Consider the following 21,105-nt stretch of genomic DNA (forward strand, 5'->3'; position numbering starts at 1 on the left):
CGGTGTTGCAGGGCGCCGTCGGGCCCGTGGCGGTCGTCGCGCCCCGGGACGACGGGGCCGACGTCGCGATCGTTCGCTGGGGCGAGCTGGACGGACTGGGGACTCCTCCGCCGGCGTTCTCCTCCCGGGCGCCGCGCACGCTCGTCCAGCTCGGCCTCGGCAGCGGGGAGCAGGCGGCCGCACTCGCGGAGCGGCTGCATCCGGCGCAACACCTCTTTGTGTGGGAAGCCGATCCGTCCCTGGCGCGGGCCGTGCTGGAGGCCACCGACCTCAGCCATCTCTGGCTTTCGGCGCAGGTCAGCTTGCTGCTGGGGGAGTTTCCCGACCTGCCGGCTGAGCGGGCCCGACGGCTACTCGATCCGGCGCTCGTGTATCCGACGGCCTCGGCACGGATGTGGAATACGTGGATTTACCGGACGGTGCTCGGCACGCTGACGCCGGCAGCGATCCCGGCGCCGGGCCGCCTCCGGCTCCGTGAAGAGCCCGCGGCCGCCGCGGACCGCCTCCGGCTCCTCACTGCGGCGAGCGGGCGGCTTCGGCGGGGCGACGGTCCTGGCCTTGGAGGTGTCGCAGATAGAGGGCCAGCGCGACGATCTCCTGCTCCTCGAGATGGGTCGCGGGCCGCATGCCGGTCCCGGGAATCCCGTGCCTGATGATCCGGATCCAGTCGTCGAGCGTCCGGCCCCTGAGCCCCGGGGCGCGGCGCAGGTCCGGCAGCGTCGAGCCGAACTGGCTCCGCAGCATCGGGTCCATGCGCGCCGGGTCGGCGTTGACGCCGTGGCACCGGGCGCAGGCCCCCTTCCCATTGAACAGGTCGCGGCCTAGCTTGCGGTCGGGTTGCGGCGGAAGGCGCTCAAGCAGCTCCTGCTCCCGGGCCCGCTGCGCCTCTTCCTCCATGGCCTGGAGCCGGTCGGTGAGGTCGATCGGAGGCTCCTGGTTCACCACCGGCGGAGCGGGCGGGCGAGGCTTCAGGCTGACCTCCCGCGGCTGCGGGCCCGCCAGCTTCCATCCCGTCAACCCGCTCTCCCGATCGAGGACCAGCGTGAGCCCGAACTGGGGGTACTCCCAGTGGGTCTCCTTGCCCTTGAGCGTGATGGAGCGCGGTTGCCCGAATCGCCGCCAGATCTCGTCGTAGGTCATGCCCACGCGCGGGGTGAGGTCGTTCGGCGCGGGGCGGGCCGTGGCGGGCTCCTGCGCGGCGATCGCGGGCGGGCTGCCCTTGGGCAGGGCCGCCACCTGCTGCGCATTCACCCGGAGCAGGCGCCAGACCGTGACGGTTCCCTGAGGGCATCCTTCACTGTCGCGCTCGTGGAAGACCATCTGGGTCTCCACGGGCAGGCCGGCGGTGCTGGCCGCTTGCGCGTAATTGAGGATTTCTCTGATGCCCCGCTGGAAGGCTTGCTCGCGTCCGTCCTCGACCGTCTTGGCGCAGGAGGCCCGGCCGACGAAGAAGAGGTCTTCCCCGAACCGGAACATCGCCTGCTCGGTCCAGAAGGGGCGGTTCTCCGTGTCTGCCCGGAGGGGGGCGGCTGAGAGCACGAGCAGGAGCGCCACGAACAGCGTCCACATCGGAACGCTTCCCCGTGATGAGCGCCGCGGTCGGCTGGAGGGCCCCCTCGGCATGACCGAATTGTAATCCGCCGGCCGCGTCCGTACAACGGGCCAGGCTCCCTCTGCCGCCCCACGGCACCTCCCTGCCGGTCCACCCGGCAGGCTTTGCCTAGCCAGCCCCATCGCCATGGCCTCATGCGGAACTTCATCGCCAAATCAAGGTATTCCGGGGCACCCGGTTGGCATGACCCTTGTAGAGCCCTGGCGGGCTATGGGCGGCCAATCGGAGTGCGGCCGTGCATGCGCGAGAGGCTCAAGTCCGGAGCCCCGGCTGACGATACAGCGATCAGTCAGCGAACGAACGGTGGACCCGGACGATGGATGTGCCGTACCGGTTTTTCAAGCCGACAGTGGCGCTGCGCGAACTGCGGATCCTGGCGGTGCTCGATGAGGGCCGCCCGATCAGCCAGCATGAGGTCGCACGACGGAGCGGGGTCGGGAGCACCATGGCCCATCACTACATCCGGCGTCTGATCGCCCAGGGTCTGGTGGCCATGACGGGAAAGACGAACCGGACGATGCGCTACGCAGTGACGGCCGCGGGGCGCGCGTACCTGGAGACGCTGGGGCGGCACTACGCACGGGAGATGGCGCGACTCTATCGCATCGCCAAGCAGGAATGCCGGCGGCGGCTCCTCCGCCTGTACGAGCGGGGCCTGCGACGCGTCGTGCTCTTCGGCGCGGCGGAGACGGGCGAGCTGGTCTGCTGGGCTGCTCGGGAGACGCCGATCGAGGTCGTCGGTATCGTGGACAATGACCGGGACAGGCGGCGGCGCGGGCTCGGCGGCCTGCCGGTCGAGGCGCCGGAGGCGATCGAGGCCTGGCGTCCCGACGGCGTCGTGATCACCGCGAGCCGCTGCGCCGAGGAGATCGAACGGCAGATCCGGCATCTCGAAACCCGGGGCATCGCGGTGGCGCGCCTCTGAATACCGTGATGGGTGAAGCGGGATCGGCCAGAACGCCGGGCTGCGTAACCCCCATCACTCGTCGCTCCTGAGGGGGACTCCATGAAGATTTTGCAGATCGGCTTGGGCGGATTCGGGAAGAACCATTTGCGCGCCTGGGCGCAGCTCGGCCGCGCGCGCGATCTCTGGGCCGTGGACCTCAATCCGGCTCGGCTGCAAGAAACCGCCGAGCTGATCGGCCTGCCTCCGGAACGGCTGGGAACGGATTACCGGCGGTTTCTGGGCGCGGTGGATGCGGTGGACGTGGTGACCCCCTCCATCGGCCACGCCGCCATCTGCGCCGAGGCCCTCCGGGCCGGCAAGCACGTCTTCGTCGAGAAGCCGATGACGATGACCGCCGCGGAGGCTGACCGGCTGGCCGAGGAGGTCGAGCGGAGCGGCCGCGTGCTCCAGGTCGGGTACTACTACCGGTTTCACCCGATCGCGCGGTTTGTCCGGGAGCACATCACCGCGGGCCGGCTCGGGGGGATCCGCTATCTCTCCGGCCAGTTTATGGGCTTCAAGCGGGCCCGCACCGATTCCGGGGTGACGCAGACGGACGGCATCCATTTCATTGACCTCTTCAGCGCGCTGCTCGGCGAGGCTCCGCGTGAGGTCTACGCTGTGGCCCGCGACCATTTCGGGCGCGGCCTGGAGGATTTCTCGATCGTGCTCCTCCAGTATCCCTCCGGCGCGGTCGCCAAGGTAGAGTCCGGCTACATCCAGCCGGGCGACTGGGTGGATCGCGTGGTCCCGAACGCGATGACGACAAAGGTGATCACGGTCGTGGGTGACCGCCGGACGATCCGCGCGGACTTCGAGATCGACAAGGTCGAGCTGTTCGAGGTGCGGCACGAGCTGCAGAACGGCGTCTGGACGCCGGTGCATGGGCCCTGCCTGGTCCCGCGCCTGCGCTCGGTGACCCCGGTGGAGCTGGTCGCGCTGGAGCTGGGGGCGTTCCTCGACGCGGCTGCGACAGGGCGCCGCCCCGAGGCCGATGTCGTCACCAGCGGGACCCTGCTGGCCCGCGTGATGGAGGCGATCTACCGGTCCGCCGCCTCCGGCGAGGCGGTCGCCGTGGAGCCGGCCGGCGAGTTGGTCGCGAAGGGCCAATAGCGACCAGCGAAGAGGCAAAACGCTGCTCCGCACCCCTCAGCTCCTCGCTGCCAGCTCCTTGCTTTGGCTGCTGGCTATGCGCTGCTCGCTGGGAGCCGTTCTATGAAGGACATCACCGCGCAGGACCTGGTGACCAACTTGCGGCTCACGGCGCGGCACGATCCTGGTCACCGCACCCGTGTCCGGGTGGGATCGGTCGAGATCGGCGGGGACCGCCTCGTGGTCATGGCTGGGCCCTGTGTGGTGGAGAGCCGCGAGCAGGTCCTCGACATCGCGCTCGCAGTCAAGGCGGCCGGGGCGAGCCTGCTGCGGGGTGGCGCGTTCAAGCCGCTGACCTTCCCCTACCGCAACGAGCGTACGTTCGAGCTGCGCGAGCGCGGGCTCGCCTATCTCAAGGAGGCGGGCGCGCGAGCGGGCCTCCCGGTGGTCTCCGAGGTGGTGGACGTGCGGTTGGTGGGCCTGGTGGCGGACCACGTGGACATGCTCCAGGTGGGCTCGCGGAACATGCAGAACTTCCCGCTGCTGGAGGAGGTCGCCAAGACCGGCAAGCCGGTCCTGCTCAAGCGCCACTACGGCGCCAGCCTGCGGGACTGGCTCGGAGCGGCCGAATATCTGCTGTATCACGGCAACCCGCAGGTCGTCCTCTGCGAGCGCGGCGTCACAGCGCCGCACACGCATCAGCCGACCTCTCGCTTCATCGTGGACCTTCAGGTCGTGCCGGCGGTCCGGGAGTACTCGCACCTGCCGGTCATCGTGGACCCGAGCCATGCGACGTTCCGGCGCGAGTACGTGGCGCCGGTCGCGCGCGCCGCGGTGGCGGTCGGGGCGGACGGGCTGCTCCTCGACGTGCACCCGGTCCCGGAGCGGGCGGCGGTGGATCCGCTCCAAGCGCTGAGCTATCCGGCCTTCGAGGCGCTGATGGCTGAACTGCGCGGGATCGCGGCGGTGCTGGGACGGACCGTGTTGTGAAGTCGTCGGTGGGCCGAAGCGTGGTCAGGGGGCGGTGAAGCAAGGGGGCATGCCATGGTGACGCTGGAGAAAGACACGGCCATTCAGGACTGCCTGACGAACGAGCTGGACCCGCGGGCACGGCGCGTCCGGCACCTGGCCGGCATCCTCGGGGAAAGCCCTTCCCGATACGCGAAGAGCCCAAGCATTTGGAACCCGGTCCTCAAGAGCCTGCGGCTGGACGCGCTGTACCTGCCCTTCGACGTGGAGGCGGGGCGCCTCGGGGACTTCGTCGAGGCCGCCCGGCGCGAGGAGCGCCTGCGCGGCTTTAGCGTCACGATGCCCTACAAGACCGCCGTCATGCCCTTCCTGGACGCGGTGGATCCCACGGCGCAGGCGATCGGGGCGGTCAACACGGTGGTGCGGACCGAGGACGGCCGCCTGGTCGGCTCCAACACGGACGGGTCGGGCGGGCTCGCGAGCCTGACCACGCCGGCGCCCGGGGAGCCCGAGCCGTTCCTCGCCGATCTTGCGGGCACAGACCTGCTCCTGCTCGGCGCGGGCGGCGCGGGGAAGGCACTCGCCTGGTCCCTCGCCGAGGCGATCGGGAAGGGCCGGCTGGCGATCGCCACGCGCGGTCAGGACGCGGGCGTCCGGCTCTGCGCAGCACTCAAGGCGGTGAATCCTCGGGTCATGTGGGTTCCCGAAGCCGAGATCGAGCGGGTCGCGCCCGCGGTGCACCTGATCATCAATGCCACGACGAAGGGCCAGGCGGGCATCCGGACACTTCCAGACGGCACGGTGACCTGCCTGGAGCCCTACTCGGCCCTGGCGCCGGCGAAGCCCGCCGCGCTGCCCGCCGCCGCGGCGGCCGACCCCGAGCGCTTCTATCGGGACTGGTTCCGCCTCTCGCTGCCGGACGTCATGGTGAACCAGGCGCGCTCGGCCCGCCTGCTGGTCTCGATTCCGACGTCGGTCCGGATCGTGGACATCATCTACGCGCCGGTCGAGACGGCGCTGCTCCGGCAGGCTCGTTGCTCGGGGCACCGGACGCTGAACGGCAAGGGGATGAACATCTGCCAGGCGGCCGATGCGCTCTTTCACCGGGTCTTCCGCGCGCAGTTCGAGCGGACCGGCCACTACGAGCCGGCCACGTACCGGAAGATTCTGGAGCTGATGTATCGGGTCTGGTGATGGCGATGGCGCTCCGGGCGAGACGGGCAGCGGGCGGGACCGGCCCGGCCGGCAGCGGCGGGACCGGCACGAGCCGGCGCTCCTACGTGCTGGCGCGGGTCACCGGAAGCCACCTGGGCGACCTCGATCAGGCCCGGCGGCTGGTGGACGCGGCGGTGGCCTGCGGCTGTGACGGCATCCGGTTCGACAAGCGCTCGGCCGCAGACAGCGTCGTCCAGTCGGTGCTGAACCGGCCGCTCTCGAAGTACCCGCGCCTGGGGCGTACCGTGCGCGAGGTCGTCTGTCGGCTCGACCTGCCGGCCGAGGCGTTCCGCGCCGTCCGCGAGCACTGCCGCGGCCGGATCGAGTTCGTCGCGGCGCCCTTCGATCTGCCGTCGCTGCGCGTCGTGGACGAGGCGGACGCCGACGGCCTCATGGTGGACGCGGCGGCGGCGAACAACCGCCCGCTGGTGCGCGAGCTGGCGGCCCGGCAGAAGCGCGTCTTCCTCGCCACCGGGCTGTTGAGCGAGGAGGAGATCGAGGAGGCCGTCGAGCAGTTCCGCGGGCACAACCTGACGCTCCTGCACAGCATCTTCCTGGAGCCCTTCGAGGTGAACCTGGCCTATCTCACCGTGCTGACGTGGCTGGAGCGGTTCGGCCGGCGCGTCGGCTACACGGACAACGAGCCGGGCGTCACGATGGTCATGGGGGCGCTCGGCCTGGGCGCCACGGTCATCGAGAAGGCGCTCACGCTCGACAAAGACCTGGAGCTGCCCCACGGCGGCGGACTGAGCCCCGCTGAGATGGGACGGCTTGTCCGGACGATCCGCGAGACCGACAAGGAGCCGCTCGCGCTCGTCCGGAAGAAGCTGCTCGCGGCCCAGAGCGACCTGTTCGACGACGAGCAGGTCTCGCTGGTCGCGGCCCGAGCGATCCCGGCGGGGACGGTGCTCACCGAGGACCTGGTGGCCTTGAAGGCGCCCTACCGCGGCTTGAGCCCGCGGCTCGTGGCGGCCATCGTCGGCAAGCGCACCCTGTACGACCTGGAACCGGACGACTTCATCACGTTCGGCGTCATCGAACCCTGAGGGACGTTAAGCGTCGCTCGTCGCTCGAATCGCGCAGACGAGCGACGCAGCACGAGCGACGCAGCATGATCTCCATCGTCGTGCGCACGAAGAACGAGGAGCGGTGGATCGGCCGGTGCCTGAGCGCGATCGCCGGCCAGGCCTTCCCCGACTTCGAGGTGATTGTGGTGGACAACGCCTCGACCGACGGGACGCTGGAGATCGTCAAGCGGTTCGACGCGAAGCTCGTCACGATCTCCGACGAGGCGTTCACCTTCGGGCGCTCGCTGAACCTCGGGATCGAGGCGGCGCGCGGCGAGTTCGTCGCGATAATCTCCGGCCACTGCATCCCGGCGACCGACCAGTGGCTCTACCGGCTCTGGCGGAACTTCCAGCTCGACCCCGCGGTCGCCGGCGCCTACGGCAAGCAGGACCCGTTGCCGGACACGAACAGCCTGGACAAGCGCGACCTGCTGACGGTGTTCGGGCTGGAACGGCGCGTGCAAGAGAAGGACTACTTTTTCCACAACGCGAACTCGATGATCCGGCGATCGGTCTGGGAGCAGATTCCCTTCGACGAAGAGATCGCCGGCGTCGAGGACCGCGACTGGGCCCGCCGGGTCCTGGACGAAGGCCACAAGATCGTCTACGAGCCCTACGCCGCGGTCTACCATCACCACGGCATCAACCACGGGGGAGACCGGGCCCGCGCGGACCGCGTGGCCCGGGTCATCGAGCTGATTCACAACGGCCGGCTGGCCGAAGCCGTGACGCGGGACACGTGACGCGTGATAGGTGACCGGTGCAGGAGGGGCAAAGGAGAATCGGGCATGAGCGCAACCACCAGTGAGCAGATTCCGTCACCCGTCACCCGTCACCCGTCACCCGTCACCCAGAATGTGGTGGCCATCATTCCCGCTCGCGGCGGCTCGAAGGGGTTGCCGGGCAAGAACCTGCGCCTGCTCGCCGGGAAGCCGCTGATCGCGTACAGCATCGAGGCGGCGAAGGCCTGCCCGCTCATTGACCGCGTGCTCGTCAGCACGGATGACCCGGCCATCGCCGCGGTCGCGCGGGACTGGGGGGCCGAGGTGCCGTTCCTGCGGCCGCCGGAGCTGGCCGAGGACCGCACCCCGACCGAGCCGGTGCTCGTGCACGCGCTCGCGTGGTTGGAGCGGGAAGAGGGCTACCGCGCCGACATCGTGGTGTTCCTCCAGCCAACCGACATCTTCCGCAAGCGCTGGATGGTGGAGGCGGTCGTCCGCCGGCTGCTCGAGGACGAGAGCCTGGACTCCGCGTTCGTCGCCTACAAGACGCACAAGAATTTCTGGCGCAAGCGGGACGGAGCCTGGACGCGGCTGGCCCCGGATATCGCCTACGGCCCGCGGCAGACGCGGGAGCCCCTCTACCGCGAGGACACCGGCCTCGCCTGCGCGACGCGCGCGCGGTTCATCCGCGAGGGCCGACGGCTGGGCGATCGGGTGGATCTGGTGCCGGTCGAGGACGTCTGCAGCGGCGTGGATATCCACGACGAGCTGGACTTCTGGTTGGCGGAACGACTCCTCGCAGAGGGAAAGCGCACCGTCAATGACTGAGGGCCCGATCATCGCGTTGATCCCCGTCCGGGGGGACGACCTGCAAGGCCAGCCGGATTTCCGCCTGGCCGGGCGCCCGCTCCTCGCCTATACGGTCGAGGCGGCGCGCGCCTCCCGGCTGATCGAGCGGGTCCTCGTGACGACCGATTCGCCTGTGATCGCGCAGCTCGCCCGCGACTGCGGGGCGGAGGCGCCCTTCGTCCGGCCGGCTGAGCTGAGCCGGCCGGAGGTCCCGCTCGGCCGGGCCCTGCAACACGCGCTCGACTGGCTGGAGCGGGAGGAGGGGTACTGTCCCGGCGTCGTGGTGCTGCTCGAGATCACGCATCCGATCCGGGAAGAGGGGCTGATTGACCAGGTCCTGCAGGTGCTGCTGGACCAGCACCTGGATTCGGTGTTCGCGGCGGTCGAGGAGCGGGACGACTTCTGGCGGTTGGACCGGCACGAGGCGCTCGTACGGATCGGCGAGGCGGAGGACCAGCCCCGCAAGACCAAGGCGCCGCTCTACCGGGAGATGGGCGGGATCGTCACGGCCTCGCGCGCCGCCGTCATTCGCGAGGGCCGGCGCCTGGGGAAGCGGGTGGGTCTGATCCCGCTGCGGTCGCTCTCCGCGCGGGTGGATACCCGGGACGAGGTCGGATTGCTGCTCGCGCGACATCTGGCGCTGAGCCTAGTGGTGAGGTGACGATGCAGCCTGGGTGGTGCCTGATCTGCGGGGGGACGGACAAGCATGAGTTTGTGACCAAGCCCGCGGATCGCGTCGCCCGCCGCGTGGCCGGGGTGAACGGGACGGATGGTGGGCAAGTCCGGTTCGTCCTCTGCGACCGCTGCGGCCATGTGTATCAGGACCCCATGCTGGACGAGGCCGACCTCGCGCGCGTCTACACGGACGAGTACCGGCCGCTGCTGGTGCGGGCGGAAGACATCGCCCGGGAGATGCAGCGCGGCCGGCCGGTGAGTGCGCAGCTCGCGGACTGGATCGAGCCGGGCGTCCGGAGCAAGACGGTGCTCGACATCGGCTGCGGGTCCGGGACCTATCTCCTGCCCTTCAAGGAGCGCGGCTGGGAGGTCTTCGGGATTGATCCGGTGCCCCAGTGGACCGAGTTCGCCCGGCGGCAGCTCGGCGGGACGCCGGAGTCCATCGTGACCGGCCGGTACGGGCCCGGCGCGTTTCCGGGCCGGCGCTTCTCGCTCGTCCTCTTTTCGCACACGGTCGAGCACGTTCCCGATCCGATCCCTATGCTCCGGGTGATGCGGGGACATCTGGAGGAGGACGGCGTCCTGTTCGTCGCCACCCCGAACCTGCTGAACCCGCCCGACGGACCCCGGCTCTTCACGGGGTTCTTCGGCGGGGCGCACGTCCGGCTCTACAGCCCGGCCGCGCTCACGACCGTGCTGGCGCGAAGCGGGTTCCGCGTCGTGGGCGGCGCGGATTTCCCCGGCCGGTTTGGCATGGGGCTGCTCGCCCGGCCGGCCGGGGGGCCAGCGGAGGGGCCGCGGGAGGGCCCCTACGACGATCCCCTGGCCCTGCAGCAACTGTACGTGGGGCTCCAGCATCTGGAGGACGTGGGCGCGTTGGGGCGCAACCTGGTGGCACTCCGGAAGACCCAGCGCTGGATCCTGCCGGTGCTCTGCCAACGGCAGGACGCCCGGCGCTATCGCCTTGGGACGCACGACGGGCTCCGGCGGACCTTGGTCGGCGTCACGCCGACCGGCGCCGAGATTCCGATCGCCCGGTGGGAGGACGGCCGCGCATCCGCCGCGGATCCGCCCCTGCCCTGGGCACGCTTGCCTGAGGACGGGAGCATCCTCCAGCTCGGGCTGGGCACCGGCGCGGAGGCCTTGGCGATCGCGCGGCGCCTGTGCGCCTCGCAGCACCTGTACCTTTGGGAGGCCGATCCGGTCCTGGCCAAGCTCGTCCTGAAGGCCGCCGACCTGACAGCGCTCTGGGAGTCGGGGCGCGTCACCCTGCTGGTCGGGCGGCACCCGGTGGTGCCGCCCGGCATCGCCCGGCGCGTGATGCGTCCGTCCGTGCTCTATCTCAGCGAGGCCGCCCGGCGTTGGGACGTTCCCGTCTATCGCCGGATCCAGGAGACGATCGGCGCCCCCGCAACCGCGGTGAGCCAAGAGCCCGCAGCGGTCGCGGCGGGCTGAGCGGTCGGCGCCAGCCAAGGAGCATCCGATGAAAGCCGTTGCCTGTTTGATCTGCGGTCACGACGCGGCGGAGCCGCTCGCCCAGTACCACGGCGACCCCTACCACCGGCACCTGGACCACCTGCGCGACGTCCCGGTCACCTACGTGATCTGCCCGCACTGCGGCTTCGTGTACACGAACCCGCAACTGGAGCCGGCCGAGCTGGAGACCCTCTACGGGGAGAAGCTGCGGCCGGAGGCGCCCGGGCCTGAGTACCTCAAGGCCAACCGCGCCATGTCCCTGCGCCGCTACCAGTGGATCGCGCGCGAGCTCGGCCTGCCCGGCGACGCCCGGCCGCATCCCTCGGTGCTGGAGGTGGGCTGCGCCGCCGGCGTCGCGCTCACGGTCTTCCGCGAGTACGGGTGGGAGACCTGTGGCATCGAGCCCGCCGTGACCTTCGCCGCCTACGCCCGCGAGCGCTTCGGCCTCGACGTCCAACTGGGCTTCTACGGGCCCGGGGCCTTCGCGGGGCGCACGTTCGATCTCATTCTGTGCTCGCAGGTGCTGGAGCACGTGCCAGACCCGGACGCGCTGCTCGCCCAGGCTCGCGTCAACCTGAAGGACGACGGGCACGTGTTCATCGGCGTGCCGACCCTGATGCGCCCGATGCGGCCGGTCCATCCGCTGACGCTCCAGGCGATCCATCTCTGGATCTTCTCGCTGCCGACCCTGCGGCTCTTGCTCGAGCGCAACGGGCTGGCGCCCGTGGCGCACAGCTACGACGCGAAGGGGCTCCTCGTGCTCGCCAAGAAGGCCGCGCCGCGCCGGGGCTGGCGGGCGGGTGCGGGGGACGACGCGGCCCGCGTGCGCCGGTACTTCACCGAGTTCACCGCCCCGGACAGTCTCTACGCGCGGAACCTGGCGGCATTGGCTTCGGCGCCCAAGGATCTGGCCCGCCCGCCCGATCTCGACGCGGATCTCTCGGCGATCACCGTGGAGCCCGAGCCCGGCGGCTGGCTCAACCTCCACGAGCGCACGGAGGGCGGCGCGCGGCGGCTCTACGACGAGGACCCGCGCGAGAGCGCGCGGCGCTGGGTCGAGCGTTTCGACTTCGGAGTCGAGGGGGTGGTCGTCCTGCTCGGCCTTGGCCTGGGCTACCTCGCGCTGGCCGTGCTCGCGAAGCTCCAGCGAGGGCACGTGCTCGTGATCTGCGAAGCGGACCCGCGGATCTTCCGCGCGGCCCTGTTTCACCAGGATCTCACGACCCTGCTCAACGACCCGCGTGTCCACCTCGTGGTCGGCGAGGACATCCCGCGGCTGGACTTCGTGCTGTTCCGGGTCGCCAAGGTCATGTTCACCGCCGACCGGATGCACACGGTCCGGTGCCGCGCGAGCGCCAAGTGGGACGGCGCCTATTACCGCCGGATCGCCGAGCGCGTCCGCGAGCGGCTGACCGTGCTGGAGATCAACCGGAACACGATCGGGCACCTGGGGCGACGGATGCTCGCGAATACGATCGAGAACGCCCACCTCACCGCCCGGATGCCGGGCGTGGCGCGGTTCGCGGGCCTGTTCAAGGGCTGTCCGGCGATCATCGTCTCGGCCGGCCCGTCGCTGGAGAAGAACTTCGAGCTGCTCCGGGAGGTCAAGGGCCGGGCGGTCATCATCGCCTGCGACACGGTGCTGCGGATGCTGGTCCCGCACGGCGTGATGCCCGACGTCACGATCACGGCCGACCCGCACGAGGCGACCTACCGGAAGTTCCGCGACCTGCCGATGGACCCGGACGCCATCCTCGTCTGCCATCCGGCGAACTATCCGGACATCTTCCGGACGTTCGCGGGCCGGCGGGTCACGACCGAGACGGGCAGCCAGATGTACCGGTTCCTGAGCCGCTTCTGGGCGCCGAAGGGGCGCGTGGACCACCGGTCGCAATCCAGCGCGCACCAGGCCTTCAATTTCGCGACCCTGATCGGGGCCGACCCGATCATCTTCATCGGCCAGGACCTCTGCTACTACGACAACAAGAAGCACGCGGGTAACCTGACGAAGGGGAACCCCATCGAGGCCGGCCAGGATCCGAAGGACCGCCGGAAGGCGACGGACATCCTGGGCCGCCCGGTCGAGACCACGACGCTGTTCCTGAGCTTCAAGATCGTGCTCGAGGACCTGATCCGCGACTGTCCGGCCCGCGTCATCAACGCGACCGAGGGGGGCTTGGGGCTCGCCGGAACCGAAGTCCTGACCCTGCGGGACGCGATCGCCGAGTGTTGCCCGGCGGAGCCGATCCGCATCGCGGCGCGCTGCGCCGCGGTCTTCACGGAGGAGCCCGGCGAGGTGGACCTGCCCGGCCTGGCCGCGGAGACGCGGCGCATGCTCGCACTGGCGAAGGAGACGCTCACGATCTGCCGAAAAATGATCGCCTACGTGGCGAAGGCCGCGCGCCTCATCCGGCGTCACCGCGAGGACAGCCCGCGCGCGGTGACGCTCTCCCAGCTCGCCGAGCGGCAGAGCCGGATGATGGAGGGGCGCAAGGAGCTGATGGATCTCCTGGTCGAGGGCGCGTTCCTGCTCGAGCTGTTCATGTCCCGGGAGGAGAACCGGGCCATTGACGAGCTGACGGACCCGAAGGAGCGGTTCCGCCGACAGATCCAGCGGGCCCAGAGGTATTACCGGGAGCTCAAGGCGGTGCTCGAGCCGTTCATTGAGGGATTGGAGTTGCTGCAGTACCGGCTGAGTCTCCTGGAGCGGCTGCAGGGGATGCGGACTGACACCGCCGAGCAGCGGCTCGAGGCGGCGCGGCTGTGCCTGGAGCTGCTGGACTATCCCCGCGCAAAGGCATACTGCGAGCAGGTGCTCGAGGAGGATCCGGGCAACCTAGAGGCGCTCTTTCACCTGGGCGACATTCTGTATCGCTGCCACCGGCCGCACGAGGCCCTGAGCTTCCTCCGGCGCGTCATGGCCCGCGCGCCCCGCTACCGGAACGTGGACGAGGTGATCCGTCGTTGCCGGGAGAAGGCCGAAGCCTGGGCCGCCAAGGTGACCGAGGCCCGGCAGGTGCACGGCCCGGCGCTGGGCGACGAGGTCCCGCTCTATGAGGGCGAGTTCTACTGGAAGGTCGGCGACCTGGCCCGCGCCGAGCGGAAGCTCCGGGAGGCGATCCGGCTCGCGCCCGTTCGCCCGGAGCCGTACCTGGACCTCGCGCGGCTCCTCGAGGAGCGGGGCGACCCGCTCGGGGCGCTCGGCGTGCTGGAAGAGGCCCTGGCGGCCTTGCCCGAGCACCCGCTGCTGCTCAAAGCGGTCGGGCTGTTCTCCGCACGCCTCCGGCACGGTGAGCAGGCCGAGCAGTTCCTCCGCGCGGCCGCAGCGCGGGACCCGTCCCAGTGGGAGGCCGCAGGGGACGGGCTGTTTCTGGCCGAACGGTACCTCGCCGCCGGCGAGTGTTACGAGGAAGCGCTGCGCCGAGAGCCGGCCCGCACGGCCCTCGCGCTCAAGGCCGCCGCGGCCTATCAACGGGCGGGAAACAGCGAGCAGCTAGCGAAGAGCTTTCCGCTCAGAGCGGCGAGCTATTAGCTGGTGGCTGCTTGCCTGAGGAGCGAGGTGGACGATGAACGCCGTTGTGGATCCGCGCGAACTCAAGCTCCGCCCCAATCCCGGGCTTGCCTACGCACCCGTGGAGCGGCTTCACCCGAACATGAGCCCGAGCGTCTTTGCGGCGCTCCGGGACGCGATCGCGGCCCGGACCCGGCCCACGGTCCTGGAGGCCGGGATCGGCATCTCCACCTACCATCTGGTCGCCCAGATGCGCGAGACCGGCGGGCTGTACGTGGGCGTGGAGCACAACCGGCACTGGTTCGAAATCGTCGAGCAGTGGGTCCGCCGCCTGCTGAGCCGGCACGCCAAAGAGGAGCTGCTCGAGGAGCGGCGGACCGTCGGCGGGCTCAAGCCGATGTACGGCGAGCAGGCGCTGCTCGCGATCGAGACGACCTTCCGGGCGGGCGCGCTCACGGTCCGGCTCCTGCTCCGGCAGTGCACGGGTCAGACGGGCGACGGGACGGTGGAGGAGTTCTACGAGTACCTGCAGGCGCTCGCGGAGCCGGCGGACGTCGCGATCGTGGACGGGCGCGCCCGCGTGGCGGTGCTCGAGCGGCTGGCCCGGGAACGGCTCATCGCGCCGGGCGGGCTCCTCTTCCTCCACGACGCGCGGCCGTACCGGGCGGCCGCCCTGCGCTGCTTCCCGGGCGGCACGTTCCTCGACGGCCACGGGGGCTTCAAGAACGCGCTCCGGCCCGACCAGGCCGCGCGGGACTTCGTGCCTGAGGAGGCCTACCTGTGGGAGGCGCCCCGCCGTGCGTGAGGCCGCCCGACGGTCGCCTGCCGCGCTGGCCGCGGCGCCCCGGCGCGTCATCTACCCGCGGGGGCGGGCGGTGGAGTTCTGCCCCTGGATCCGGACGGAGAGCCTGGAGACGCACATCTTGATCAGCGATCTGGTGCATCACCTGGGCGGCGAGTTCGGGCAGGCCGCCCCGGCTTGGAAGCAGCGGCTCCGCGACTGGGCGCAGATCGAGCGGGTCGCGGACCAGTACGCGGCGGACGGGACACTGCTCGCCACCTATGCCCGCCAGGTGGCCCCGGACGAGGTCTGGCGCCTCTCCCTGGGCAGGGCCGAGGCCCCCTCCCTGGAGTATGGGATGCTGGTGTTCCGCGGGCCCTACGCGCTCTGCCATTTCCAGATCGTCGGGCCGCGCACCTTCGCCACCTGCCATTCGCGCCGCAATCGGCTCGAGGAGCCGCCGCGCCCGCGCGTGCGTTGGGTGCCGCGCCCGGCGAACCCCGGTGTCCTCCTCTCGCTCCTCCTCATGAACTGCGGGGCGGACGCGAACCGCATCACGCTCTCGCGGCTGGCAAGCGGGCGGAAGGCGCACTCGGTGACGGTGACGCTGCCCCGGTTGGGCTGCCGGCTCGTCTGTCTGAACGAGGCGCTGTCGGGGGACGGTGAGGGGGATTGGTGCGACCGGTTCCTGATCGAGTCCACGTCGCCCTACGATTACTACACGATCATGGAGAACGGCGGGGCGTCGGCCGAGACGTTGTCGATTCAACACGTCAAGTAGCTATTCGCAGATAGCGAACAGCCAGCAGCGAAGAAAAGAAGGAGGAAGCTCAAAAGAAAAGCTGCTCGCGACGGGCTGCTCGTTGTTCGCTCGTGAGGTGACGATGCGGCGGATGGTGTTCGCGACGTTTCTGTGGCCCGGGGCTCGTCACGCCATCGAGCTGGCCCATCCGTACCGCAGCTTCGAGATGTGTCGGGTATCGGTGATTACCGCCGCCCTCTACGACCCGGGCGGGCGCGAGCTGGCAGCGACGCGCGTGCCGCTGACGGACACGGTCATAGACCTGCAGCAGGTCTTTCCCGATTGGAAAGCCGGCGGCCTGGTCCTCACCGACGTGACCTACGACCTCCAGGGGAAACGCCACCCCTACCAGTACGGCTTCCTGTACCAGGACCTCCCGGAGGCCACGCCGATCCACTATCCGCTGGACATTGCCCTGGGGCTGACCAACGCCGTCACGTACTGGCCGAACCACGGCTATTTCCCCGTCGGCCCTGTTCCGTCCTGGCTGGGGCTCCGGCTGTACCTGGGCAACGTCGGGGAGCACGCGGCCATCGAGCCTGAGGTCCTGCTGGTGACAACGGGGGGCCGCCGCCGCTTCTCCGTGCCCTTGCCGCCGCTCGCGCACCGGGTCGTGGACCTGCCGCAACCGGACCCGGGCGCCGCGATTGAGTACCTCGTGGTCCGGGGAGACGCGAAGCCCGTCTGCTACGTGGCCGGCGTGGACCGCCGCACCGGGGCGCTCACGTTCCTGGAGCATCTCATGCAGACCTACAAGCCCGGCGAAGACCCGGACGGCGTCGGCAGCGTGCCGGTCCCGGACTTCGCGACGAAGAGGTAGCGATGCCGCGGGAGATGCTCTGTTACTGCCTGAACCTGACCTACGAGGACGTGCGCCGGCTCTGGGCGCGCGGCTACTTCGACCGGGACAGCGACCGGCATCCGGGGCGCTACTGCACGAGCTGCAAGGCCGACCTGGCCTGGTTCCTTGGGGGCCTGGCGACGGAGCGCCGTCCGGCCGGCAAAGATCGGAAAAGCTGCTAGCGGTCTCCGTTGGCCAGCACGGGTCGGCCGCCTTCCAGAGCGATCTTGGGGTGACGGTACACGATAGCGCCCGCGAATGTGCGCGACGGTTCCCTCACCCCGAACGTGTGGGTTCTTCCTCCCTTTCCCTCGGTGGCTTTGCTCGTTTCGTATTTCCAATCTGTTTCGCGCAAGAAGCACACATCAACCCGCCAGATGACGAGCTCGCGGCCCTTGATGCGTCTCGTGGCATCTATCGTGTATCGCCAGACAATGTACCAGCCGGCATGGTTGTAATGGGACTGGAGAGCCCAGGGCCTCGTCGTCCCTTTCGACTCGAGCGCTTGTTGCGGCGGTGGGTTCAACTTGCCTCCGAGGGACAGATCCGGAAAACGCTGCTGAGCAACATCCGGATGCTTGTGCTTCTTGTACGGACTTAAAGAATGTAATGCGCGGACGCCGAAGATGCCGACCAGCGCACTGAAGACGTTAGCCTGCTCGAAATAGACATCAACGAACGCAGAGGTCTGCTCCTCAATGTAGTCAATGGAATGACGGATATGGGAGATTTGGAGTTGGGGCGGCAACGGAACGGCACGGTCAAATCCGTCGCGGTCTAGCGCCATACGTCCCCGCTACGGCGGTCCGGCGATAGTCGGACTCTGGCGCGGTCACTTGAAGAGACGAGAAGGAATGTCATTGGCTGTCGGCAAACTGGCCAGGAGGGGGATCGCCCGCTTCGCCAGGCTGAAGAACAGGGGGTCCAGTTCGATCCCGATGCTTTCATACCCGACTGCCACTGCAGCCGCGATCGTCGAGCCGCCTCCCATGAAGGGATCCAAGACGATACCAGTTCCAAGAGGGAGCGAGGCCTTGACAATCTGCCGCATCAACGCCTGCGGTTTGAGCGAAGGGTGCGGCGCGATGGCTCGTTCTTCGGGTCGTGTGGGCGCAGACGCGATCACGTCACAGAAGGGTAGGTCTGAAGAAAGGCGTCGCAGCCCACCGGTTTTCCATTTCCGAAGATTGTCCTGGACGCGGCCTTCACAGGGCTTGCGGAACAGGCCCCAGGGCTCCCAGCAGGACCGCGGCATCACGGTGACGTCGGCGAACTCGCGGTGCGCGTTCTTGGGACGGTCTCCGCCGCGGAGGGTTTGAACCAGGCGGATGATCTCCCCTCGCTTTTCGAATCCGGCTTCCAGCAAGGGTAGGTAGACCAGGTGCGACAGCAAGGGATTGCTCGCGATGAACACGTGTCCGCCAGGCACAAGAATCCGGATTGCCCGCTTGGCGAATTCTGAGAAAAAGCTCCGGAGCGCCGCACGATCTGTCTCGGTCAGCACCGTGAACCGAGGGAGCGGGCTTCGCTCGCAGCCGTCAAACGACGGAGGGATACGCCACACCCCGCCGCGTCCGCTGCGCAGCTTTTCCTTTTCAGGCGACGTGTATTCCTTGAGCCCGTAGGGCGGATCGGTCACGATCGCGTGCACCGAACATTCCGCGGCCTGCGCCATCCATTCTAAGCAATCCGCCCGGTGCAAGGTGTACGGGGTTTCGCAGTCAGGAAAAGAATTGAGTGAGGTTGCGACGTTCATGGTTCGCCTCTGTCTCAAACGGCTCTCATATAACCCAGGATACTGTAGGATGTCAATTCGGAAACGCAATATGTTGCGGTTCATTGCAATCTCCGTTTGCCCTGCGTTCGAGTGTCGGACATGCCTGTCGCTTCGCCGTTCTCTGAGGGATTCGCCTGCCATCCGACGCTGGCATACGACATCGCCGGCGAGCCACCAGTGTCGCTTGTGGCTCCCCTCTGCCGATGTTCCATTGTGGTCCGTTCGTGACGGCTCCTCGCCGATCGCGCGGGCCCGCGCATCCCGACTCAAGACCTTGTGCGGCGTTCCGATAACGGGCCTGTCCGCTGGTCTCCCGGAAGGGAGGTGAGGACCAGGCGCGCGCCGCCGTGGGAGACAGCACGGACCCCATGCAAGGACGCCACCGGTTACCCTTCAAGGAGGAGCAGTCATGGCTCTCACGGTCAATACCAATCTCGCGAGCGTCAACGCTCAGCGAAACGTCGGGATTTCGAACGATCAATTGAGCAAGTCGCTGGAGCGGCTGTCGTCGGGCCTCCGGATCAACCGGGCCGGCGATGATGCGGCCGGCCTCTCGATCGCGAACAAGCTGCAAGCCCAGGTCCGCGGGCTGCAACAGGCCGCGCGGAACGTGAACAACGCGATCTCCCTCGTGCAGACGGCGGAGGGTGCGCTGAACACGACCACCAACATCCTGCAGCGGCTCCGGGAGCTGGCCGTCCAGGCCGCCTCGGACGACAACGCGGCCGCGGACCGGGCGACGCTGAACGCCGAGGCGCAGCAGCTCATCGCCGAGCTGACGCGGGCAGCGAACACGTCGGAGTTCAACGGGGTGAGCCTGCTGGACGGCTCCTTTACCGGAAAGTTCTTCCAGATCGGCTCCAACAGCGGGCAGAACATCACCTTCGACATCGGCGACACGCGGGCGAAGGCGCTCGGCACGCGGGCTACGCTGACGTCCTATCTGCAGGATGGGGCGTTCAATGGCCAGAGCGCGAACATCGCGGCCGGGCAGGTGAGGATCAACAGCACGAACATCGTGACCGATAGCAACGACGACACGGTGTCGGTGCTGGAGTTCCGCGGGAACATCGCGAGCGCGGCGGCCAGCATGGAGACGACGGCGAGCGCCTTCATCGTCGTCGGCAACGGCGCCACGACGGCGACCATTCTCATCGGGAACTACAACTCGAGCACCGCGGCCTCCAGCGGGAGCATGGTCACGGGCATCATCAACACGATCAACACGAACCTGACTGCGGCCAGCGTGGTGGGCATCAAGCTCCGCGGTGCCGGCAGTGCGGCGTCGGCCTACGTGGTCTTCACGGCCACCGGCGGACGCGACGTGACGCTCTTCGGCACCAGCGGGACGACGGCGAACAACCTCGGGCTGATGTTCGGGACCGAGATCGCCACGTCCGCCAGCGGGTTCATGGGCACCTCTGCAGCGGCGTCGGTGACGACCTACAACGGCCAGAGCTCGGCCATCGCCAAGGCGGCTGCGATCAACGCGGTGAAGAACACGACCGACGTGACGGCTAAGGTGGACACGACGACCTTGACCGGCAGCTCGGCGATCACGGCGGCGACGCTGGTGGCCGGCGACTTCTACATCAATGGCGTGGACATCGGCGCGGTGACGGTCCAGGCGAACGACGGCAACGGCGCGCTGGTGTCGGCCATCAACGCGAAGTCGTCGGAAACCGGAGTGACGGCCTCCCTGGATGGATCCAGCCGGCTGGTGCTGAGCGCCAAGGATGGCCGGAACATCACGGTGGACGGGACAGCGGCGGCCATGACGGCGGCGCTGGGCATCACGGTGTCGAACACGAACAACATCACGCGCGGCACCGTGACCCTGAACTCGAAGAACTCGTTCACGCTGGGCGGGACCGCCCCGAGCCGGTTGGGCACCGATTCCGGCGGGACCGGGCTCACGTCCCAGACGGTGTCCACGAGCGCGGCGAACCGCCTGAGCTCGCTGGATATCTCCACCCAGAGCGGTGCAGAGAACGCGATCCTGTCGCTGGACTCGGCGCTCGCGCAGGTGGACAGCACGCGCGCCAAGATCGGCGCGGTGCAGAACCGGATCCAGTTGACGGTCGAGAGCCTGAACGTGGCCGCGGAGAACCTGTCGGCGTCCGAATCCCGGATTCGGGACGCGGACTTCGCGCTCGAGACGGCGAAGTTCACGCGAGCCCAGATCCTGGTGCAGGCCGGCACGGCCATCCTGGCCCAGGCCAACGCTACGCCGCAGGTGGCGTTGCAACTGCTGCGGTAAACTGGAGGGTCCGCAGGGGGAGGGGGCCCGCCACGGGCTCCCTCCTTATCCTCGGATTTGGGACCCCGCGGTTTGGCAGTTCCCCCTGGCCCGGCCCGCCAAGACGGGCGACGGGCGAGGAACAGCAAGGGGGGGGTGGCGATGATCGTCGAATTCCGTCCAGAGTCCATAGGCCCGATCGGTGGGGCGGGGACCGCCTTGCGGACGGCCGGATCGGCGGGTGCCGAACCGGTGGCGGAGGGGCCTACCCCTCGCCCGACACCCGAGGCGGTCCGGGAGGCGGCCGCGCGCGCGAACCAGGCGCTGGAGGCCGGCCGGGTCTCCGTCCGGTTCCGGGTGGACCAGGAGACTGACCAGATCGTCGTGTCCGTGGTCAACGAGGCCACTGGCGAGGTGGTGCGGCAGATTCCGGCCGAAGAGCAACTGGCCATCGAGGCGCACCTGCAACGGATGATGGGGGTCCTCTTTAGCCGGACGGTCTGATTGCCGATAAGGCCATAGACCCGGTAC

At 69.1% G+C, this 21,105-nt stretch carries 19 protein-coding genes; 16 read left to right on the top strand and 3 right to left on the bottom strand.

The window, feature by feature from the left end; all coding sequences use genetic code 11:
* Positions 1 to 513 precede the first annotated feature (513 nt).
* Entirely contained in the window at positions 514 to 1,569 is a 1,056-nt protein-coding gene (locus tag ACWHYQ_RS10640) for a c-type cytochrome (protein ID WP_447972107.1), read from the bottom strand.
* 359 nt (positions 1,570 to 1,928) lie between these two features.
* Here ACWHYQ_RS10640 and ACWHYQ_RS10645 point away from each other — a divergent pair, with 359 nt between their 5' ends.
* The 14 genes from ACWHYQ_RS10645 (at position 1,929) to ACWHYQ_RS10710 (ending at position 16,740) form a co-directional block, all read left to right on the top strand.
* The gene (locus ACWHYQ_RS10645) at positions 1,929 to 2,537 is read left to right on the top strand and encodes a winged helix-turn-helix transcriptional regulator (RefSeq protein WP_447972108.1); all 609 of its coding nucleotides are present in this window, start codon (positions 1,929 to 1,931) and stop codon (positions 2,535 to 2,537) included.
* Positions 2,538 to 2,618: 81 nt separating this feature from the next.
* On the top strand, positions 2,619 to 3,671 hold the full coding sequence (locus ACWHYQ_RS10650; protein ID WP_447972109.1) for a Gfo/Idh/MocA family protein: 1,053 nt from the start codon (positions 2,619 to 2,621) through the stop codon (positions 3,669 to 3,671).
* A gap of 102 nt (positions 3,672 to 3,773) precedes the next feature.
* Positions 3,774 to 4,640, top strand: a complete 867-nt coding sequence (gene aroF, locus ACWHYQ_RS10655; RefSeq protein ID WP_447972110.1) for a 3-deoxy-7-phosphoheptulonate synthase — start codon at positions 3,774 to 3,776, stop codon at positions 4,638 to 4,640.
* 54 nt (positions 4,641 to 4,694) lie between these two features.
* On the top strand, positions 4,695 to 5,813 hold the full coding sequence (locus tag ACWHYQ_RS10660; protein ID WP_447972111.1) for a shikimate dehydrogenase family protein: 1,119 nt from the start codon (positions 4,695 to 4,697) through the stop codon (positions 5,811 to 5,813).
* A 5-nt stretch (positions 5,814 to 5,818) separates the two neighbouring features.
* Positions 5,819 to 6,880, top strand: a complete 1,062-nt coding sequence (locus ACWHYQ_RS10665) for an N-acetylneuraminate synthase family protein (RefSeq protein ID WP_447972112.1) — start codon at positions 5,819 to 5,821, stop codon at positions 6,878 to 6,880.
* 65 nt (positions 6,881 to 6,945) lie between these two features.
* Complete coding sequence (locus ACWHYQ_RS10670; protein ID WP_447972113.1) at positions 6,946 to 7,644, top strand: glycosyltransferase family 2 protein; 699 nt, start codon at positions 6,946 to 6,948, stop codon at positions 7,642 to 7,644.
* A gap of 45 nt (positions 7,645 to 7,689) precedes the next feature.
* Positions 7,690 to 8,451 carry an acylneuraminate cytidylyltransferase family protein gene (locus ACWHYQ_RS10675; protein WP_447972114.1) on the top strand — a complete coding sequence of 254 codons (762 nt, stop codon included), beginning with the start codon at positions 7,690 to 7,692 and terminating at the stop codon, positions 8,449 to 8,451.
* Positions 8,444 to 9,133 (top strand): cytidylyltransferase domain-containing protein, encoded by a 690-nt coding sequence (locus ACWHYQ_RS10680; protein ID WP_447972115.1) that lies wholly within the window; start codon positions 8,444 to 8,446, stop codon positions 9,131 to 9,133. Before ACWHYQ_RS10675 ends, ACWHYQ_RS10680 begins: the two co-directional genes overlap by 8 nt.
* A 2-nt stretch (positions 9,134 to 9,135) precedes the next feature.
* On the top strand, positions 9,136 to 10,602 hold the full coding sequence (locus ACWHYQ_RS10685; RefSeq protein WP_447972116.1) for a class I SAM-dependent methyltransferase: 1,467 nt from the start codon (positions 9,136 to 9,138) through the stop codon (positions 10,600 to 10,602).
* Positions 10,603 to 10,630: 28 nt separating this feature from the next.
* Positions 10,631 to 14,155, top strand: a complete 3,525-nt coding sequence (locus tag ACWHYQ_RS10690; RefSeq protein WP_447972117.1) for a 6-hydroxymethylpterin diphosphokinase MptE-like protein — start codon at positions 10,631 to 10,633, stop codon at positions 14,153 to 14,155.
* 34 nt (positions 14,156 to 14,189) lie between these two features.
* Entirely contained in the window at positions 14,190 to 14,939 is a 750-nt protein-coding gene (locus ACWHYQ_RS10695; protein WP_447972118.1) for a class I SAM-dependent methyltransferase, read from the top strand.
* The gene (locus ACWHYQ_RS10700) at positions 14,932 to 15,696 is read left to right on the top strand and encodes a hypothetical protein (protein WP_447972119.1); all 765 of its coding nucleotides are present in this window, start codon (positions 14,932 to 14,934) and stop codon (positions 15,694 to 15,696) included. Before ACWHYQ_RS10695 ends, ACWHYQ_RS10700 begins: the two co-directional genes overlap by 8 nt.
* Positions 15,697 to 15,799: 103 nt before the next feature.
* Positions 15,800 to 16,537, top strand: coding sequence for a hypothetical protein (locus ACWHYQ_RS10705; protein WP_447972120.1), 738 nt, complete (start codon positions 15,800 to 15,802; stop codon positions 16,535 to 16,537).
* A gap of 2 nt (positions 16,538 to 16,539) precedes the next feature.
* Positions 16,540 to 16,740, top strand: a complete 201-nt coding sequence (locus ACWHYQ_RS10710) for a hypothetical protein (RefSeq protein ID WP_447972121.1) — start codon at positions 16,540 to 16,542, stop codon at positions 16,738 to 16,740.
* On the opposite strand, the gene ACWHYQ_RS10715 is transcribed toward ACWHYQ_RS10710, so the two are convergent.
* Together ACWHYQ_RS10715 and ACWHYQ_RS10720 are read right to left on the bottom strand one after the other, a co-directional pair.
* Complete coding sequence (locus ACWHYQ_RS10715; protein ID WP_447972122.1) at positions 16,737 to 17,345, bottom strand: hypothetical protein; 609 nt, start codon at positions 17,343 to 17,345, stop codon at positions 16,737 to 16,739. The genes ACWHYQ_RS10710 and ACWHYQ_RS10715 overlap by 4 nt on opposite strands.
* A gap of 45 nt (positions 17,346 to 17,390) precedes the next feature.
* Positions 17,391 to 18,314, bottom strand: coding sequence for a DNA-methyltransferase (locus ACWHYQ_RS10720; RefSeq protein WP_447972123.1), 924 nt, complete (start codon positions 18,312 to 18,314; stop codon positions 17,391 to 17,393).
* Between the two features lie 430 nt (positions 18,315 to 18,744).
* Between ACWHYQ_RS10720 and ACWHYQ_RS10725 the strand changes: the two genes are divergently transcribed.
* A complete protein-coding gene (locus ACWHYQ_RS10725; protein WP_447972124.1) occupies positions 18,745 to 20,595 on the top strand; it encodes a flagellin N-terminal helical domain-containing protein in 1,851 nt (616 codons plus the stop codon).
* A 141-nt stretch (positions 20,596 to 20,736) separates the two neighbouring features.
* Positions 20,737 to 21,078 (top strand): flagellar protein FlaG, encoded by a 342-nt coding sequence (locus ACWHYQ_RS10730; protein WP_447972125.1) that lies wholly within the window; start codon positions 20,737 to 20,739, stop codon positions 21,076 to 21,078.
* Positions 21,079 to 21,105 lie beyond the last annotated feature (27 nt).

The organism is Nitrospira sp. Kam-Ns4a (assembly GCF_965152595.1).

Coding starts and splice junctions, on each gene's coding strand:
- ACWHYQ_RS10650 (WP_447972109.1), top strand. CDS start 2,619: ATGAAGATTTTGCAGATCGGCTTGGGCGGATTCGGGAAGAACCATTTG.
- ACWHYQ_RS10690 (WP_447972117.1), top strand. CDS start 10,631: ATGAAAGCCGTTGCCTGTTTGATCTGCGGTCACGACGCGGCGGAGCCG.
- ACWHYQ_RS10695 (WP_447972118.1), top strand. CDS start 14,190: ATGAACGCCGTTGTGGATCCGCGCGAACTCAAGCTCCGCCCCAATCCC.
- ACWHYQ_RS10705 (WP_447972120.1), top strand. CDS start 15,800: ATGCGGCGGATGGTGTTCGCGACGTTTCTGTGGCCCGGGGCTCGTCAC.
- ACWHYQ_RS10670 (WP_447972113.1), top strand. CDS start 6,946: ATGATCTCCATCGTCGTGCGCACGAAGAACGAGGAGCGGTGGATCGGC.
- aroF (WP_447972110.1), top strand. CDS start 3,774: ATGAAGGACATCACCGCGCAGGACCTGGTGACCAACTTGCGGCTCACG.
- ACWHYQ_RS10645 (WP_447972108.1), top strand. CDS start 1,929: ATGGATGTGCCGTACCGGTTTTTCAAGCCGACAGTGGCGCTGCGCGAA.
- ACWHYQ_RS10675 (WP_447972114.1), top strand. CDS start 7,690: ATGAGCGCAACCACCAGTGAGCAGATTCCGTCACCCGTCACCCGTCAC.
- ACWHYQ_RS10680 (WP_447972115.1), top strand. CDS start 8,444: ATGACTGAGGGCCCGATCATCGCGTTGATCCCCGTCCGGGGGGACGAC.
- ACWHYQ_RS10720 (WP_447972123.1), bottom strand. CDS start 18,314: ATGAACGTCGCAACCTCACTCAATTCTTTTCCTGACTGCGAAACCCCG.
- ACWHYQ_RS10715 (WP_447972122.1), bottom strand. CDS start 17,345: ATGGCGCTAGACCGCGACGGATTTGACCGTGCCGTTCCGTTGCCGCCC.
- ACWHYQ_RS10730 (WP_447972125.1), top strand. CDS start 20,737: ATGATCGTCGAATTCCGTCCAGAGTCCATAGGCCCGATCGGTGGGGCG.
- ACWHYQ_RS10660 (WP_447972111.1), top strand. CDS start 4,695: ATGGTGACGCTGGAGAAAGACACGGCCATTCAGGACTGCCTGACGAAC.
- ACWHYQ_RS10665 (WP_447972112.1), top strand. CDS start 5,819: ATGGCGCTCCGGGCGAGACGGGCAGCGGGCGGGACCGGCCCGGCCGGC.
- ACWHYQ_RS10710 (WP_447972121.1), top strand. CDS start 16,540: ATGCCGCGGGAGATGCTCTGTTACTGCCTGAACCTGACCTACGAGGAC.
- ACWHYQ_RS10725 (WP_447972124.1), top strand. CDS start 18,745: ATGGCTCTCACGGTCAATACCAATCTCGCGAGCGTCAACGCTCAGCGA.
- ACWHYQ_RS10685 (WP_447972116.1), top strand. CDS start 9,136: ATGCAGCCTGGGTGGTGCCTGATCTGCGGGGGGACGGACAAGCATGAG.
- ACWHYQ_RS10640 (WP_447972107.1), bottom strand. CDS start 1,569: ATGTGGACGCTGTTCGTGGCGCTCCTGCTCGTGCTCTCAGCCGCCCCC.